Annotated in this window: 20 protein-coding genes and 4 pseudogenes; 20 read left to right on the top strand and 4 right to left on the bottom strand. The window is 33.4% G+C overall.

Annotated elements, in window-relative coordinates; translation table 11 throughout:
• Positions 1-292 precede the first annotated feature (292 nt).
• From A6J74_RS30610 to A6J74_RS03895, 5 genes and pseudogenes are all read left to right on the top strand, one after another.
• Positions 293-1,041 (top strand): annotated as a pseudogene (locus A6J74_RS30610) (terminase large subunit domain-containing protein); the annotation flags it as partial.
• A pseudogene (locus A6J74_RS03910) lies at positions 1,026-1,649 on the top strand (N-acetylmuramoyl-L-alanine amidase); the annotation flags it as partial. The pseudogenes A6J74_RS30610 and A6J74_RS03910, both read left to right, overlap by 16 nt.
• A gap of 41 nt (positions 1,650-1,690) precedes the next feature.
• Positions 1,691-2,527 carry an exosporium leader peptide-containing protein gene (locus tag A6J74_RS03905; protein WP_080609391.1) on the top strand — a complete coding sequence of 279 codons (837 nt, stop codon included), beginning with the start codon at positions 1,691-1,693 and terminating at the stop codon, positions 2,525-2,527.
• Positions 2,528-2,564: 37 nt separating this feature from the next.
• A pseudogene (locus tag A6J74_RS30550) lies at positions 2,565-2,792 on the top strand (hypothetical protein); the annotation flags it as partial.
• 232 nt (positions 2,793-3,024) lie between these two features.
• Positions 3,025-3,528 (top strand): hypothetical protein, encoded by a 504-nt coding sequence (locus A6J74_RS03895; protein WP_000343310.1) that lies wholly within the window; start codon positions 3,025-3,027, stop codon positions 3,526-3,528.
• 1,131 nt (positions 3,529-4,659) lie between these two features.
• Here the strand turns inward: A6J74_RS03895 and A6J74_RS30765 are convergent.
• Positions 4,660-4,815 (bottom strand): annotated as a pseudogene (locus A6J74_RS30765) (DUF7852 domain-containing protein); the annotation flags it as partial.
• 323 nt (positions 4,816-5,138) lie between these two features.
• On the opposite strand from A6J74_RS30765, the gene A6J74_RS03880 reads away from it, so the two are divergent.
• Positions 5,139-5,807, top strand: coding sequence for a pPIWI_RE module domain-containing protein (locus A6J74_RS03880; RefSeq protein ID WP_080609389.1), 669 nt, complete (start codon positions 5,139-5,141; stop codon positions 5,805-5,807).
• Positions 5,808-5,875: 68 nt separating this feature from the next.
• On the opposite strand, the gene A6J74_RS03875 is transcribed toward A6J74_RS03880, so the two are convergent.
• Positions 5,876-6,985: a site-specific integrase gene (locus tag A6J74_RS03875; RefSeq protein ID WP_080609387.1), complete on the bottom strand. Its 1,110-nt coding sequence runs from the start codon at positions 6,983-6,985 to the stop codon at positions 5,876-5,878.
• Between the two features lie 656 nt (positions 6,986-7,641).
• Here A6J74_RS03875 and A6J74_RS03870 point away from each other — a divergent pair.
• The 3 genes from A6J74_RS03870 (at position 7,642) to A6J74_RS03865 (ending at position 9,255) form a co-directional block, all read left to right on the top strand.
• Positions 7,642-8,781: an AimR family lysis-lysogeny pheromone receptor gene (locus A6J74_RS03870; protein ID WP_179863402.1), complete on the top strand. Its 1,140-nt coding sequence runs from the start codon at positions 7,642-7,644 to the stop codon at positions 8,779-8,781.
• A gap of 2 nt (positions 8,782-8,783) precedes the next feature.
• Positions 8,784-8,927: a hypothetical protein gene (locus tag A6J74_RS29930; RefSeq protein ID WP_179863400.1), complete on the top strand. Its 144-nt coding sequence runs from the start codon at positions 8,784-8,786 to the stop codon at positions 8,925-8,927.
• A gap of 142 nt (positions 8,928-9,069) precedes the next feature.
• Positions 9,070-9,255: a hypothetical protein gene (locus A6J74_RS03865; RefSeq protein ID WP_255410456.1), complete on the top strand. Its 186-nt coding sequence runs from the start codon at positions 9,070-9,072 to the stop codon at positions 9,253-9,255.
• A gap of 10 nt (positions 9,256-9,265) precedes the next feature.
• Here A6J74_RS03865 and A6J74_RS03860 read toward each other — a convergent pair whose 3' ends face one another.
• Positions 9,266-9,613 (bottom strand): helix-turn-helix domain-containing protein, encoded by a 348-nt coding sequence (locus A6J74_RS03860; RefSeq protein WP_080609385.1) that lies wholly within the window; start codon positions 9,611-9,613, stop codon positions 9,266-9,268.
• 164 nt (positions 9,614-9,777) lie between these two features.
• On the opposite strand from A6J74_RS03860, the gene A6J74_RS03855 reads away from it, so the two are divergent.
• The 11 genes from A6J74_RS03855 to A6J74_RS03810 all read left to right on the top strand — a co-directional run bounded on the left by A6J74_RS03855 (position 9,778) and on the right by A6J74_RS03810 (position 14,171).
• On the top strand, positions 9,778-10,050 hold the full coding sequence (locus A6J74_RS03855) for a helix-turn-helix transcriptional regulator (RefSeq protein WP_080609383.1): 273 nt from the start codon (positions 9,778-9,780) through the stop codon (positions 10,048-10,050).
• Between the two features lie 223 nt (positions 10,051-10,273).
• Positions 10,274-10,540 (top strand): helix-turn-helix domain-containing protein, encoded by a 267-nt coding sequence (locus tag A6J74_RS03850; protein ID WP_080609381.1) that lies wholly within the window; start codon positions 10,274-10,276, stop codon positions 10,538-10,540.
• On the top strand, positions 10,540-10,704 hold the full coding sequence (locus A6J74_RS29925) for a hypothetical protein (protein WP_080609379.1): 165 nt from the start codon (positions 10,540-10,542) through the stop codon (positions 10,702-10,704). The genes A6J74_RS03850 and A6J74_RS29925 overlap by 1 nt, the downstream gene beginning before the upstream one ends.
• A 29-nt stretch (positions 10,705-10,733) precedes the next feature.
• Entirely contained in the window at positions 10,734-10,910 is a 177-nt protein-coding gene (locus A6J74_RS29920; protein WP_080609377.1) for a hypothetical protein, read from the top strand.
• A 5-nt stretch (positions 10,911-10,915) separates the two neighbouring features.
• On the top strand, positions 10,916-11,779 hold the full coding sequence (locus A6J74_RS03840) for a phage replisome organizer N-terminal domain-containing protein (protein WP_080609375.1): 864 nt from the start codon (positions 10,916-10,918) through the stop codon (positions 11,777-11,779).
• On the top strand, positions 11,721-12,584 hold the full coding sequence (locus A6J74_RS03835; protein WP_080609373.1) for an ATP-binding protein: 864 nt from the start codon (positions 11,721-11,723) through the stop codon (positions 12,582-12,584). The genes A6J74_RS03840 and A6J74_RS03835 overlap by 59 nt, the downstream gene beginning before the upstream one ends.
• A 2-nt stretch (positions 12,585-12,586) precedes the next feature.
• The gene (locus tag A6J74_RS03830; protein WP_080609371.1) at positions 12,587-12,781 is read left to right on the top strand and encodes a hypothetical protein; all 195 of its coding nucleotides are present in this window, start codon (positions 12,587-12,589) and stop codon (positions 12,779-12,781) included.
• A gap of 26 nt (positions 12,782-12,807) precedes the next feature.
• A complete protein-coding gene (locus A6J74_RS03825; RefSeq protein ID WP_080609369.1) occupies positions 12,808-12,981 on the top strand; it encodes a DUF3954 domain-containing protein in 174 nt (57 codons plus the stop codon).
• A gap of 14 nt (positions 12,982-12,995) precedes the next feature.
• Positions 12,996-13,250, top strand: a complete 255-nt coding sequence (locus A6J74_RS03820; RefSeq protein WP_080609367.1) for a hypothetical protein — start codon at positions 12,996-12,998, stop codon at positions 13,248-13,250.
• Positions 13,251-13,262: 12 nt separating this feature from the next.
• Positions 13,263-13,691 (top strand): hypothetical protein, encoded by a 429-nt coding sequence (locus A6J74_RS03815; RefSeq protein ID WP_080609365.1) that lies wholly within the window; start codon positions 13,263-13,265, stop codon positions 13,689-13,691.
• Positions 13,692-13,706: 15 nt separating this feature from the next.
• On the top strand, positions 13,707-14,171 hold the full coding sequence (locus A6J74_RS03810; protein ID WP_080609363.1) for a nucleoside triphosphate pyrophosphohydrolase family protein: 465 nt from the start codon (positions 13,707-13,709) through the stop codon (positions 14,169-14,171).
• Positions 14,172-15,022: 851 nt separating this feature from the next.
• Here A6J74_RS03810 and A6J74_RS03805 read toward each other — a convergent pair.
• Positions 15,023-15,310, bottom strand: coding sequence for a phosphoglycolate phosphatase (locus A6J74_RS03805; protein ID WP_255410455.1), 288 nt, complete (start codon positions 15,308-15,310; stop codon positions 15,023-15,025).
• Positions 15,311-15,531: the final 221 nt, after the last annotated feature.

Raw genomic sequence — 15,531 nt, 5'->3', positions numbered from 1 at the left:
AGCTTTTCCGAAGGCTTATGTGTATGCCAAAGGTGGCAGACCTGTAATGTATGAAAAAAAAGAAATTGCTAAGAATCTTCTTCCAAGAGATGAATGGTGGCGGATAGTAAATTTAAATTTAGACGATAAAGAGAATTTTATTGATTGGACACATGAAAGAGAATGGAGGGTAAAAGGAGACTTCCAATTTGACCTTAAATCGGCAGTTGTTCTTTTTGGTAGTCCACCTGGATATAGAGGTTTTGTAGAAAATACAAATTCAACAATTTTAAAGGAATTAGGTGGAATAAATATGATGGCTCGTGGTGGCGGTAAAAATGGTTTGATTTCATCATTATGTCATTTCTTTATTAGTCCACTACACGGGATAGAACGCTACAATGTTTCAATTGTGGCTAACAACGAGAAGCAAGCTAAAGTTTCTTTTCGTGAAGTCTATGATGCTATTAAAGGAAAAGAAATACTAGAAGATATGTTTTATCGAACTAAGGTAGAGATACTGAGTAACGATACTCAAAGCATTATGCAATATCATACATCTAATGCTGGTTCTAAGGATGGACTTCGTGACGGTTGTGTTATTTACGATGAAATACATCGATATGAAAACTTTGATGTAGTAAATGTATTCTCTAGTGGACTTGGAAAAGTGCCAAATGCTAGAGAATTTTTTATTGGTACAGATCGTTTTGTTCGCGATGGGTTCTTAGACAAGACGAGAGAGCGAGCGATGAATATTCTAAAAGGCAAAGATTTAGAAGACCATTGTTTCCCTTCATCTGCAAGATCGATAATCCAGAAGAAATTGATAATCCTGATATGTGGGAAAAAGCAAATCCTATGTTCAGCGAGCCGAGAAGTTCTTACGCTAAACAATTATTTAAAAAGGTATTAACTCAATATAAACAATTAGAAAATAATCCTTCAAACCGTGAAGAATTTATAACAAAACGGATGAATTATCCCGAAACAGATTTAACAAAGTCTGTAGCTTCATGGGAAGAGATAATGCGTACTGGTTTTGAAGAAGATGGAGAAACGCGTTCGTTCATTATGCGGTTGACTGGAATGGAATAATCCAAATCGCAGATACAAAGTCCATTGCTTATGGTGGAGGTACTGCTGCTAATAAACGATTTGTACATGTAGAGTTATGCGAAACAGTGGACTATACAAAATTCAAACGCAGCTATGATAAATATGTTAAGTTACTAGCTAAAATCTTACGTGACCTTAGATTATCTGTAGAAAAAGGATTATGGACTCACTATGATGTAACGAAATACCTTGGTGGAACAGATTATGAAGATCCACTTGACTACTTAAAGTTTCATTTATTTTGTGCGGGCTGAAAGGGATGGTTGGTTAAATCTTGGTGGGGATCAGTGGATTAAGAACGATCCATCTTATGTGCAGTTTAATAAGAAAAGTACAGTTGATTCATCTATTGTAGGGAAGCGTGTGGTTTCTAAGGTTAATAATCTACGTTTCTATGATGCTCCATCTTGGCAGGTTTCGTAGATGCAGGTGAGGGATATACAATTGAAGGAAAGGTAAATATGGACGGTTCACTACAATTTAAGGTGCACCATTGTATAGGGAAAACATATTATATTACGATTAATGAAGTTTATGTGTATGTAAGATAACTGTATTACTACAATATAGTACAATCATAGGAGGTAGTTATGTGTTTGATAAAAATGAAATACAAAAGATAAATGGGATACTTCAAGCAAATGCATTAAATCCAAATGTAATTGGCCCTACACTTCCCCCAATCCCACCATTTACTTTACCAACCGGTCCCACGGGTCCAACAGGAGGGACAGGCCCAACGGGAGGAACGGGTTCAACAGGAGGGACAGGCCCAACGGGAGGAACGGGTCCAACAGGAGACACAGGCCCAACGGGAGGAACGGGTCCAACAGGAGACACAGGCCCAACGGGAGGAACGGGTCCAACAGGAGACACAGGCCCAACGGGAGGAACGGGTCCAACAGGAGACACAGGCCCGACAGGAGCAACTGAAGGTTGTCTTTGTGATTGCTGTGTTTTACCTATGCAAAGCGTTTTACAACAACTTATTGGAGAAACTGTTATTCTTGGCACTATTGCAGACACACCTAACACGCCCCCACTTTTCTTTCTATTTACTATCACTTCCGTGAATGATTTTTTAGTTACAGTTACAGATGGCACTACAACCTTTGTGGTCAATATTTCTGATGTAACAGGAGTAGGTTTTTTACCACCAGGACCACCTATAACATTACTTCCACCTACCGATGTAGGATGCGAGTGTGAATGTCGTGAACGACCAATTAGACAGTTACTGGATGCGTTTATTGGATCTACAGTGAGTCTTTTAGCAAGTAATGGTTCTATTGCAGCGGATTTTAACGTGGAACAAACGGGACTTGGTATAGTACTAGGGACATTACCTATAAATCCAACTACAACTGTTAGGTTTGCTATTTCAACTTGTAAAATTACAGCTGTGAATATAACTCCTGCTACGATATAGTGGATTTCTTTCAGAAGTATCTGTTCCTAATAGATTAAAAAGCAGAGTAGACAATCTACGTTTCTATAATGCTCCATCTTAGCAGGATAAAGATGGAGCTGGTTCTGTAGATACAGGATTGGGATTTATAATTGATGCAAAAGTGAGTGTCAATGGTTCGCCACAGTATAAAGTACATAACAGTAAAGGAAAAACATACTATACTACTACAAATGAAGCCTATGTATTTACTCATCTAACACAATGTATCTTCATGATTAATTAGCTGTGTCCTCTTGCTCTTTCTAAATCCTCTATCTGTAAATTCTCCACAACTATATTATTGGCGTACAATAATTAGGTAAATGTGTCTAAATGGTTTTCTAAGCGTACAAAATTCCCAAATTGATATGGTAAGTTTATGAAAATAATAGTGAAAAATAATATATATGTCTAATACACTATCGAGTTTTATCCATATTATCTTATTAAGAATTACAAAAGGAGGTGGAAAAAGAATGGACGAGCATATACAACCTCAACTTTCACCGCCATGGATCACATATTTTAATGAACTTAGAAATTCAGTAGGAGCTGATCCAACTGTAACAGTAGGTCCGCTAATACCGACTGATGGAAATTTTATTATTTTAGTACAAACTACGGATTTTGAAAAAGCGATTACATTAGCTACACTTCTTAAACCTACAGTGCAATTTGGCAATGTAACTATTATTGTTAGTGTTATTGGGGATGGGATTGTAAATCCAATTCCTTATCCTTTAGACGCTTTTGAACTTGTACAAGTTGTTGTACAGCCGCAGTTCTCGGGTGGAGCGAATGTTGTTTTTCCAGTTTTTTCTGCAGAAGTAATACAGTTTTTTAATGATGATATATCTAATCTGTGTCAAACTTTCACAGAAGTCGCTGCAAAAGTTTTTCGTGATGTAATGAATGATGCAATATGCGGTATACCGATTTTATACTCGACAAGTTGTAGTACAAGTACTGAAACTACATAATTTATTGGTGAAAAAACTGATCAAAATAAAGAAATACAACCAAAATTGTTTTATTAATTTAAAAGAGACATTTCCAATTTTAGGAGATGTCTTCTTTCATTTGTAAAACGAATACATGTCCTAAGAAATTTACTTCATTTATAAAAATTCTTATATATGATTAATGGAATGATTATAAAAAGTGCTAACAAGTTTGCAAACGAACTTACTAACACATATAAGAAATAGATAAAAAATATCGCTGATATGTTACCTTCAAATATAGACTTAATCATATAGAAAACACTAATACTGAATACTCATAAAATCATTCGTGATATCAAAGATAGATAATGTATTCAAGGAATTTTGATACCCGATATATCTAGAAGTCCATAATAAGTTTTTGAGAGTGTACGTACTAAAAAATATAGGCTGGTTAATAAAATTTTATTAAAATGCTGAAACTTCGATAGTCGCGGTTGTTATTAAAGTGATTGGGATAGTAAAGGTAATTGTATTTGTTGCTCCACCAGAAATAGTAAGTACGCCAGTGTCAATTACCCTATCGGTAAGAATTAATGTTGGTAGATCCGTATTACCGGTAGGTCCAATTGAACCTGGATTTAATGCGGTGGTATTGGCTTTAACTCGACTTCAAATAATTCACTTTCAAGTTCATTAAGTGCAAACATTGATACAGGGTATGGAGATGTATTAGACAAAATTTGTGATGAAATAGGTTCTCCTAATGATGAGAAAAATGTAACAAACACTTGTGAAAGTGGAGGGACCATAATGATAATACGATCAGTTTTTTGTAACGTATGAACCAACTCCAAAATTATATAGTTTATAAGAATTCAAAACTATATTCGATAAATATGAAGATATTTTTATTAAGGTTTTTCCATTAGTGAATTGAGAAAATTAATACATTCTATCTTTCTATGAGTGGGGGGTATACAATAGCGTATGCTTGTCCAATTTATATGTGAGAAGCTAACTAAAATTTTACTGGTTTCAGGATTTATATGAGTGATTATAGCATTATTAGTCATACTAATAAGGGTAAGACCGCATGTCCATCAACTTAATTTTTAAGTAGGTCAATTTTGAACAATAAGAAATTCTATTAGTTACAAATGGCTAGTTTAATTCTGTAGGACAAGGTGAAATGTCTAATTCGAAAAATTGAGCGCTGACTAATTCACAATACGGTTGTTCGTTATAAAACACTGTATTTTCGAAGAAGTATTTGTCTAAACGTGGTAAATCACCATTTTTAGGCTTAATAAAGTGAGACGTAATTGGATAAAGAATAGAGGAATTGCTAGTAAGTATAGGCAATACTTTTTTTATATTTGTTTTTTGTAAAATTATTGTAAAATATAAATACAGTATATAAATATATAGTATATAATGTGTACGTAATATGTTTGAGATGTTAGGGGTGATGTATATGATAATTACGTGTAACTTTTAAAAGTGTTTCTTTAATAACGTATTATTCTAATAAATAGTTTTAAATTCTTCTTTTAGATAGTTAGTTTTAAATTGATTAGATTAAGTAATTGTTATTTCTCATTTTTTGATAATCAAGACAAATGAAGAGAGGAAGTACTCAATACATGGAAAAATTACGGTTATTAACATTTAAAAATATAGTAGAGCCACTTTTAAAGGAACATGTCTCATTTATATATTTTCCTATTGAATGGCTAGACATTGTAGAGATACATTATAAGACATTTTTATTAACTAGTAAGTTAAAGCGTTTAAATGAAAGATTGTATGATATGTTTTCTGATATATTGTTTATTCAGCATAATCCGTATGTATTAAATGAAAATACGCCATGGATTGTGTCAAAAGAACCAATTAGGCAAGAACAACTTGATTATATATTTCAAAGTTGGTATGAGGTCATTCATGATTGGAAACCGAATCAATTAATGGAACCGCCAAAATATGAATGGCATGACGATTTGATTTCGAATGTAACAGTATTACATGATAGTGAAACGTTTTCTAAATGGGTACCCGCATTAATTTCACATGTTTTTTGTGTACAACCTATACGAATTGAGAATAAAAATGAAGAAATCTATTTTTCTCCACTTCGATCACAAAATATTTGTGAGGCAATGTCAGAGCCGATTAAAGATGAAAAAACACAAGACTTTTTCGCCTATGTATACCGATTTGAATGTATAACTCGTGGTGGTGAGAATATTCCATTATTAAAGGTTACAGTAGGTATTCGGAGATTCTACCAAGAATATAAGATGATAGGTTAAACAAACCTTGATATAACAACGTTTGTTTGACCTATTTTTATGGAATGCAAACATTTTGCAAACATAAGTTATCCAAAAATGCTTTTTCCAAAGTTTTTAACAGCTTCTTCTTGCATATTCGGTAAAACATGAGAATAAACACTTAATGTCAATGAAATATCTGTATGACCTAACCTTTCACTGATAATTTTAGGATTAACTCCTTGTTTCAATAGTATGGTTGCATGTGTATGTCTTAAATCATGGAATTTAATTTCTTTTATGCCTGCGTTGTGTGTCGCTCTAATGAAATTTTTTCTGAAATTAGCTTTTTTTATAATCCTTCCAAACTCATTACAATTAATTAAATCACAATCTTGATACGCAGAACCAAATCTTAATTTCTCTTTATTAATCGTAATCTTATGCCTTTTTAAGGAGTCTATAGTTTCTTTAGGTACAGGAATGGTGCGCTTTGACGAATTCGTTTTTGCTGTTTTTTTGATTTTATTGTCATGGCCAGATGTTTGATTTATTGTAACGGTATGTTTTTCAAAATCAACGTCCTGCCATCGTAAGCCTAGAACTTCTCCCATACGCATACCTGTAGTTATTGCAAGTAGATACCCAATGTGATATCGTGATTCTTGTGAATGCAAAAGAAACTTTTTTACTTCTTCCTCTGTCCAAGTTTGGATAGAGGTTCTTTCTTTTTTTGGTATCTCAGCAAAAGCAGCAGGATTTTGTGAAATAATATTTTGTTTTACAGCTAGATTTAAAGCGCTCTTTAAAATTCTATGCGTAAGGAGAATAGAATTGTTTGCAATACCTTTATCCATTGCAGTTTTATAGCATTTTTGAATATGCATGACATTTAATTTATGGAGTGCAACCATTCCAATACTAGGTATAACATGTTGGTTGATAAATGCCCTATAGCCGACAAAGGTACTTCTTTCTATACTCATACTTTTAATTTCTAGCCAATGATTTAGGTACTCCTTTAATGTAACCTTAGACGGCTCTATAAAAGTCCCTTCATTCAATTCTGTAATTTTCTTCGCAACATCAGCCTGTGCTTCTTTTTTTGTCTTATATCCAGAAAACCATTTCTGTCTTCTTTTTCCTGTCTCTGGATCGGGTCCGATATCAATAACAATACAATACTTATTTCCTCTTTTTCGAATATGTCCTTTCACTTAAAACACTCCTTCATTTGTTTTGAATCATGTTGTATAAGTCTAGTTGTAATTTTGCTGCTATGAAAATTACATGTTTGGACATATCAGCGATGGATATATTCTACCATATATGAACAAATACAGTTATAGGATATGATTTTTATCTAATGTTAAATAATAGTAAAATATTAGTATGTTTAGATAAGAGAGGAAGGGAAACTATGAGAGAATTCACAAAGGATCCAGGTGGGCACAAAGTAACTGATCCTGGTGTAGGATGGCATAATGAACCGGGTGGTTGGTGGTAAAAATATGCATATAAGCTTCAATGAAAAATATGTAAAATTGCATGTGCAACTAAATCTTGATTTATAGCGATTAAAAAACTTTCTCAACATTTGATTAACAATTGTTTTGTTAAAATTGTAAAAATTCGTGTTAGTATTGAAATAATTAAACCGAACGAAAAAGACCCATATGAGCGCGTTCAAGAGGGACTCTCACACCGCCTCTTAAACGGTCCCCTAACCTAGACTTAGGAAACACTTACCCACACGAGTCACATCTAAGTATAACACGAAATTAAGATATTCCCTTCTCGTAATCTGTTTCCAACTTGAGAAAATTGTTAGGATGGTGTCCTGTGTTCATCAGGAAAGGGAAGTGCTGTTATTGTGAAAGAATTAATGAAACGTATAAAAAAACAATCTAATAGAAGGGAATTAACATTTCCGGATATTGAACGAAAAACTGGAGTAGATCGTGTAGTAATATGTGATGCAGTAAGTGGTAAAACAGCAGAAATGAAATTTGATAAGTTTCTACCTGTAGCTTCGATTCTTTTTGAAGATATGGAAGAACGAAAAGAGATTCTTAATAAATTTATCATGCTGTGTACGGGAGACTTAAACATTCGCAAAGCATTATGTTATTGTCAGGGCATTGGTGAGTATGAAGTTATAGATAAACTCATAAAGAAGCATCAGAAAAATATTCATTTAAGGAAATACTTTAAAATATACAAGTTATTTAATTGCAGAAGTCAAAATATTAAACGAGGACAAGCTTTAATTGATGACATGGATAAAGTTATGTTTGCAAATGATTCAGAAGTTCAGGTTCTAGTGAATATGTTATATAGCTTTTCTATGTATGATATTTTCAATTATAGAGCAATGCTTCCGTATTCAGACAAAGTAGAAAAAAATTTAATAACTATAAAAAATACATTTATACAATCTTGTCATGAGATACATTACAATGTTCGAAGTGCTTATATTAATTTATTTAACGAAGATTTAGAAACATGCAGAATTAAATGTGATGCAATATTAAAATCCGAATTAGAAGCACCCATAGTAAAGGCAACGGCATTATGTTGCCTTGGAGAGAGCTATTTGTTTACCGATCTTTTGAAATCTGAAAAATTTTTATTAAAGAGTCTAAAATACTTAGACGAAAACGGGATTTCGAAAGATAGTAGAAAGTATAAGTCTTTTCAGTCTACATTAGCCTTCTTGTATATAGACAACGGCTTTAACCTCGATAAAATAGATTTTTCTTGTATTGATTTATCTGAAGTTGCGTATTATGAAGGCTTATATGGAGATAAGAATAAAGCACTAAAAATGTTTGAAGAATTAGCTAAAGAAAGAAAATTAGATTCACCGTTCACGATGTACTATATTTCCAGAATTAACAATGATATACTGGGATTAAGAGAAGCATTGAATCGCTTTGAACGGGTTGGAAACTATCACTATGCTAATGTTGTGAAGCGTGTGTTAGCATCATTAGAAAAGAAAGTGGGATGAGGATGAAAAAAATTAGTATAGCAGTTTTATGTATTATGAGTGCATTTACTTTATCATTAAATGTAGGAGCAGCAACTAAGGAAAGTAAAGAAAAACCAGTTAAACAACAAGTACAATATATGATGTCTGAGCCTGGTGGGCTTTAATAATAAAAATTAAATAGTTAATAAAAAGTTAGAGGTTGCGATTTCGCAGCCTCTTTCGTAATTTTTGGCGAATGTTGGTTTTTGGATAAGTGATAAAAAATCGACACCTAATTTTTACCAACAACATAGGGAGGAAATATAAATGATGAATAAAGGGGTAGAAGTACAAGTGAAGCAAATGGTACAAGTGTTATTAGGAAGTCACAATGTGACAGGTGATGTAATTTATGTATTAGAAGAATTACATAAACAAGGGCTACTGACAGATATTGAATTAAGAAAATTTCAACATATATCAACAACAAAAAAAGGAATAGCTTCTTGCTAATCCTTTTTTGTTATTTAAGCATTCTTTTAACTGCAATTTCTAATAAATCTTTAAGACTTTCTACATCATCCTCAGATAACTTTTTTCCGTCCCAATGTAATTTTTGATTATCAAAGAAATCTTTAATATTAGAAGATGTTGCTTTGTCTAGGGTCGGATCGTCAGTTTTACATAAAATATAGTCAGTTGTTGTATTATGCAGGTCAGCTAATTTGCAAATCATTTCCGCATCTGGTTTTCTATAATTAGTTTCGTATCCACTATAAGTTGAATCGCCTATTCCTAATTTTGAAGAAATTTCTTTCATAGTCCATTTTTGTTTAGTCCTTAAATATTTTAAACGTTCCCCTATGTTCATATATAACACCTCCCTATAAATAAAGATAACATTTCACAGAACAAAATCAATATTTTTTTCGCGCTACGCGAATTTATTTTATTTCAAAAAATAATCAAAAAGATATTTACTTATTCGCGAAACGCGAGTATACTGAAATCATACAAAAGACATTGGAGGTAAAAATGAAAAGAGAATGGTTAATCAAATTGCGTGAAGATAAAGGACTTAAGCAATTTGAAATAGCTAAAACACTAGATATTTCTTCTAACTATTATTGTGAAATCGAAAAAGGAAAGAAGAATCCTAGATGGAATATAGCTATGCGAATTGCGAAGTTCTTTGATGTATCGGTAGATAATTTTTTTTATAATCCCACTCGCGTTTCGAGAGTAAAAGAAGAAATGGAGGCAAAAGAAAATGAACCAATTACCCGCATTGTAACATCCAGTGAGTGAGTTTGTTTTTCTGGAAGGGAATCAAGTTGTTCATGACAGCAGAAAGAAACTTCTTACAGCAGCATGGAGAGATGTGAAATCAGCATTTGCAGTAAATAGTTATTGCAACATCTTATAGAAAGACTTCAATGTAGCGATATCATACATAAGTGCATGGCGACCGAAATTGGTATGATTATCTATCTTTAATAAAATTCAGGTATTTCGAAAGGAGTAGAAAGAAATGGGATTAGATCAAATCATTAAAGAATCAATCCGCGAAGTTGTTCGAGAGGAAATTCAAGCAGCATTAGCTTCATTTCAGCAACAAGCACAACCAAATAAAGTAATGAGAGTGAAAGAAGCGGCAGCTTATCTAAACATAGCAGTTTGTCGAATGTATGAATTAGCAAACCACCCACAGTTTCCAGTGATTAGGGAGGGGCGCAAACTACTTTTCCTGCAAAAGGATTTAGAAGCTTGGCTTGAAGCACAAAAGGAGGGGATTTAGTGGAAGATACAACATCGTTAGTTATATTCGCAATGGTAATTGCTTGCGGTTCATGGTTGTTTTACACCACTTATGAACCAATAAAACAATGGGCTTGGAGTGATGTGGAACAAAATAAAAAGACCCATGGCAGTGGGTCCTTAAGAAAAAATAACCTGTTATAAGTATATCACGGAAAGTAGGGAAGTAGTACATGGATTTAGTTGAATATCAAGTACTATTGCCTAATAAGTTCTGGGAATCAGCCAAAAGAAAAGATGTGTTAAAGCAAATGATCGCACAGTATTTCAGTGTTGGTTATCCGCATTATGAAATTCAACGGATTATCAAAAGTGGACAAGCACATATAGCAGTTTGTACAAGGAGGTAAGAATTATGTCTGAAGTAAAAGTGAAATGGATTAAACTTTCAACAACGATGTTTGAGGATGAAAAAATACGTTTAATAGAAAGTATGCCTGAAGCTGATACATTATTGATCATTTGGATTAAGTTGTTAGCTCAAGCTGGTAAAACAAATGCAAGTGGGTATATTTTCTTAAACGAGAATATTTCATATACGGAAGATATGTTAGCAACGCTTTTTAATCGACCTCTAAATACAGTCCGGATGGCACTAGGTGTATTTAAAAAATTTGGAATGATTGATATTGACAATAATCATTACATCAACGTTGTTAATTGGGGAAATCATCAGAATCTCGACCGTTTAGAAAAGATCAAGGAAGACACTAGAAAACGTGTAGCGGCACATCGAGAAAGAAAAAAACAACAAACACTTATTTGTAACGTTACATGTAACGATGGCGTAACGGACATAGATAAAGATTTAGATAAAGATTTAGATAAAGAAATACAAAAAGGATATAGTCCTGAAAAACCTCAGGACATCGTTCAATCTATTCCGTATCAAGAGATTGTTGATTATCTCAATATGAAAGCAAAAACCCATTATAAACATACATCAAAAAAAACACAGGAACTAATCAAAACAAGATGGAAAGAGGGGTTCGGATTCACTCATTTTCAACAGGTAATTGATATCAAGGCTTCGCAATGGATTGATAATACGGAAATGAATGGCTATTTGAGACCTATCACATTATTTGGAACTAAATTCGAAAGTTATTTAAATGAAAACTTTGTACAAAGAAAAGGAGTTTTTAAAGGAGGTCCGACTAATGCAAGCGATCAAAAAAATAGTAACTTCATCGACAAGTACGATTTCAAGAAACGCTAGCCAAAGATACGTATTGTCGCCTAATAGATGCATGAATGTATTTTTAGTAGGTAGAGATAATTTTAAAGATGTTTGTAGTAAACGCATGTTGATAGATACAGAAACAAATGAGGAGTTTTGTCCTCAATGTAGATTGGTAGAAAAAGAAGATCAGAAATTAGCTATAGAGACACTAGCTATAAAAAAGAAAAATGAAATCATTCATTTATATGATTCATTTGCTGATAACAGCTTAATAAATGACAAACTCAAAAAAGCTACATTTGAAAACTATGTACCAACAAAAAGGGACTTAGCTGATGCGAAAGAGACAATTATGAATTTTGTTGCTTCATTCAATAAAGAAGAACCAATAAGCATGATAATAACAGGGGATTATGGAGTAGGAAAAAGTCATTTATGTGTGGCAGCCACTAAAGAACTTATGAAAAAGGGTCACAGTGCAATGTTTATTCAAATGAATAAGCTATTTACCAAAATTAAATCCACTTGGAATAAAAACAGTGAAGTGACAGAGGACAAGCTTATGTCACTTCTAGCAAAAGTCGATGTCCTAATTATCGATGACTTTGGAGCGGAATTCACGGAGAAAGATAAAGAAGGTGTTACTTGGAAGCAAACGAAGACAAATGAGATTGTAGACAGCCGTATAGGTAAAAGTACTTTATTCACTACTAATTTTACGATTGATGAATTAGCAGGAATGTATGGAGAACGTGATTTTAGTCGGATGATGGAAAACGCTGAAATGTTAGAAATGCATGGGGATAATTATAGATTACGCAATTTTAAAAAGGAGGAATAAGTATGTGTGCATTATGTCGTGATACAGGAATTATTCGTAAAGAAACTTATCCAGGTGTGATTGAAACGAACGGTTGTAATTGTGAAGTAGCAAAGCAACAGCAAGAAGAAAACGATAAGCGTTGGCAAGCATGGCTAGTAAAATTTGAATCAATGAAACAAGAGTTACAACGTAATCAACAACAAAAAGTTAGCTAACAAGAAAAAAGGGGGATTTCAGTCGTATGAAACCTACGAAAATCGAAATCGATGTTACTGATAATAGAATTTATGTGGTCAAGAATGGTGAGGTTACGCCTCTGAATCCCCCGATAACAGGATTCGGGGAACAAGTAATTACTTGGCAAGGCGGAAAAGTTGATCGTGTATCAACTACAATTACAGAAAAAATTAAATAACTGGGGATGCGATTATGAAGCAATTAACAATTGATGATGTTATAGGTAGTTTTAGCTATAACGCGATAAGTACCAGTGAAAAGTTTTTGAATCCAAGCTATGAAGTGCATTTCTACGATAAAGAGGAACGGCAAAAGATGGATTGTTTTGATGCTAAGAGTGAAGCTGAAGCTTGGAATGCAACGTTAGAAGAGCACGGTAAGAGTATTCAGAAGATTATGATAATTCATTCGAAGCGTAACAGAGCTGAATTTTTGGCACTAGATTAGGAGGGGAAGCAAATGACCTTAAATCGGTGGTTAACTAATGAAGAGTATGAGGTAGCTAAATCTAATGGCATTAGTAGAAGAACTCTTTACATGAGAGTTTACACATATGGATGGGAATTACAAGAAGCATTAACAATACTGCCAAGAGCATACTGGCATATTGGCGAAGGGAAATTCAACAGGTTATTAAAAGTAGCGAAAGAAAACGGAATTATTCCAAGTACGTTTTATGGGAGAGTCAATAGCGGATGGGATCCACAAGATGCAGCGACTATTCCTGTTCGTAAACAAAATGATAGAAAAAATTGGGCTAAGATAGCTGAAGAAAATGGGATTAGTGCTAGTACTTTTAGATCAAGAGTAGCAACTTACGGGTGGGATCCAAAGAAAGCAGCTACAACACCAGCTAGAAGCAAAAGAGCAAAGAAAAATATTAGTTAGAGGGAGTAGAGGAAAATGAAAACCATGGAAAACGGTGTATTTGGAGTAACAAAATTAATCAGTAAATCAAAGGGTGGACAAGCTGTAATGAATATTAATCAGATTTGTGAATTAGATCAATATCAAGAAGGAGCATTACGTACATGGAATACAAATAACGATTTCGGTGGACGTGTTTTAAATGCAGCATTAGGGCTTACGGGAGAAGCTGGTGAGGTTGCTGATATCGTAAAAAGAGCTATCTTTCATGGCCATGGATTTAATCCGGCTCATTGCCCAGGAGAAGAAGAAGGTAACACACATAAAATAGCTTTAGAGCTAGGCGACATCTTGTACTACATTGCAATCATGTCTCACGAAATAGGATATACCCTAGAAGATATCGCTCAAATGAATATATCTAAATTAGCAACAAGATACCCAGAAGGATTTAGTCGAGAAGCTAGTCAAAAACGTGTAGATGTGAAGTGTAAATCGTAATAAAAAAGAGCCATGAGTGGAAAGGCTCATAGCTCCTTGCGTAAGGGTAATGATTTTATAGGTAAATATTATCATGAAATTCCAAAAAATTCAATGTCAGTAAATTAATTGGCATATAATTTGAATTTTGTACAAATATAAACAGAGTGTTAGGTACAGTTCTATAAATAGAAGCCCTACTCTCAAAAGGGAATGATGAGAGTAGAGCCTGTGGATGGTGTTACTGAATGCTCGGGTTGATGAACACCAGCAACAAAATAATATCACGAGTATTCAGAAAAAACACTAGATAATTGTTTCCGATTTTTCAAATAATAGTTAATTGTTTTTATGGGAAAAAGAGTTAATGGAAACTAAATAAGATCCTAATTTAAATTGAAAAGAGCACCTTCGAACAGTGCTCTTTCCCGGAGTGAATTCAGTCTATAATAAAGCATCTATCTATATAGAGTATGAATTTTTATGTAGTTAGGTGATAAAAAAGAGTATCATAGTTGAAACGAAGAAGCCCTGCACACAGGGCATCTAAAAAGATACCTTAGCAAAACGACGACTAGGGGGACGTATTGGCTAAGGTATCTGGATGGATGGTTACATACCAAGTATGCAATTAAGAGCATTGTTGAATGTATTGGGTTATTCAACAAGATAAGAATAACACGAAATTTCTGTTAATTCATCCGGTAAATTTGTCCAATAAAGGGGCTTCTATAAAAGTTTTTCACCTAAGAAATGGATTCGTGGATATTAACAAAAGCGTTATTTTAACTGAAAGAGCATCCAACCTTTATTAAAAGGCTCATTGATTTTAACTTCAGATGTGTCTCTAATTGAATAGTTATCACGAAAATTTACAACAGAAGAAACTTTTTTCTTTTTTTATCTGCCACATGTCCGTATAGGTGGATTTCATGTGTTCTATATTCTTCTGAAGGTTCAACTTTTTTAATTATAATATCAAGATCCTTTTCTTTTTTAAAGTAACCGATAGTTATTAGTTCAGCAGTTTTACTTACTTCCGGCCATCCTTCACTGTATTCTTTTGGAACGAATTGAGATGAAGCAAAGTGTATAAATAAAATGGGGATAGTAATAAAAGCTATACTTACAATGCCATAACGTAATAATTTTCTTTCCACAAACTGTCACCTACCAATGGTGTTTTGTTTAATCAAGTTAACAATCTATATATTAAACCATTATTAACCAGGAAAAAATTCTTTTAGGTGACATTAGTATTACAAATTTGTAAGGATTATTGGCTAAATGGATTTATATAGAAACGTTATTTGAAAACAAAAAAAGAGCGTACAAGTGAGTAGGCTCTTAGAAAGATAGGTTATACGAGTATTGGATTACC

The organism is Bacillus sp. FDAARGOS_235 (assembly GCF_002073415.2).
Lineage (GTDB): Bacteria > Bacillota > Bacilli > Bacillales > Bacillaceae_G > Bacillus_A > Bacillus_A toyonensis.
Note: the sequence above shows the minus strand (reverse complement) of the source record. Positions and strands in the feature narration are given on the sequence as shown.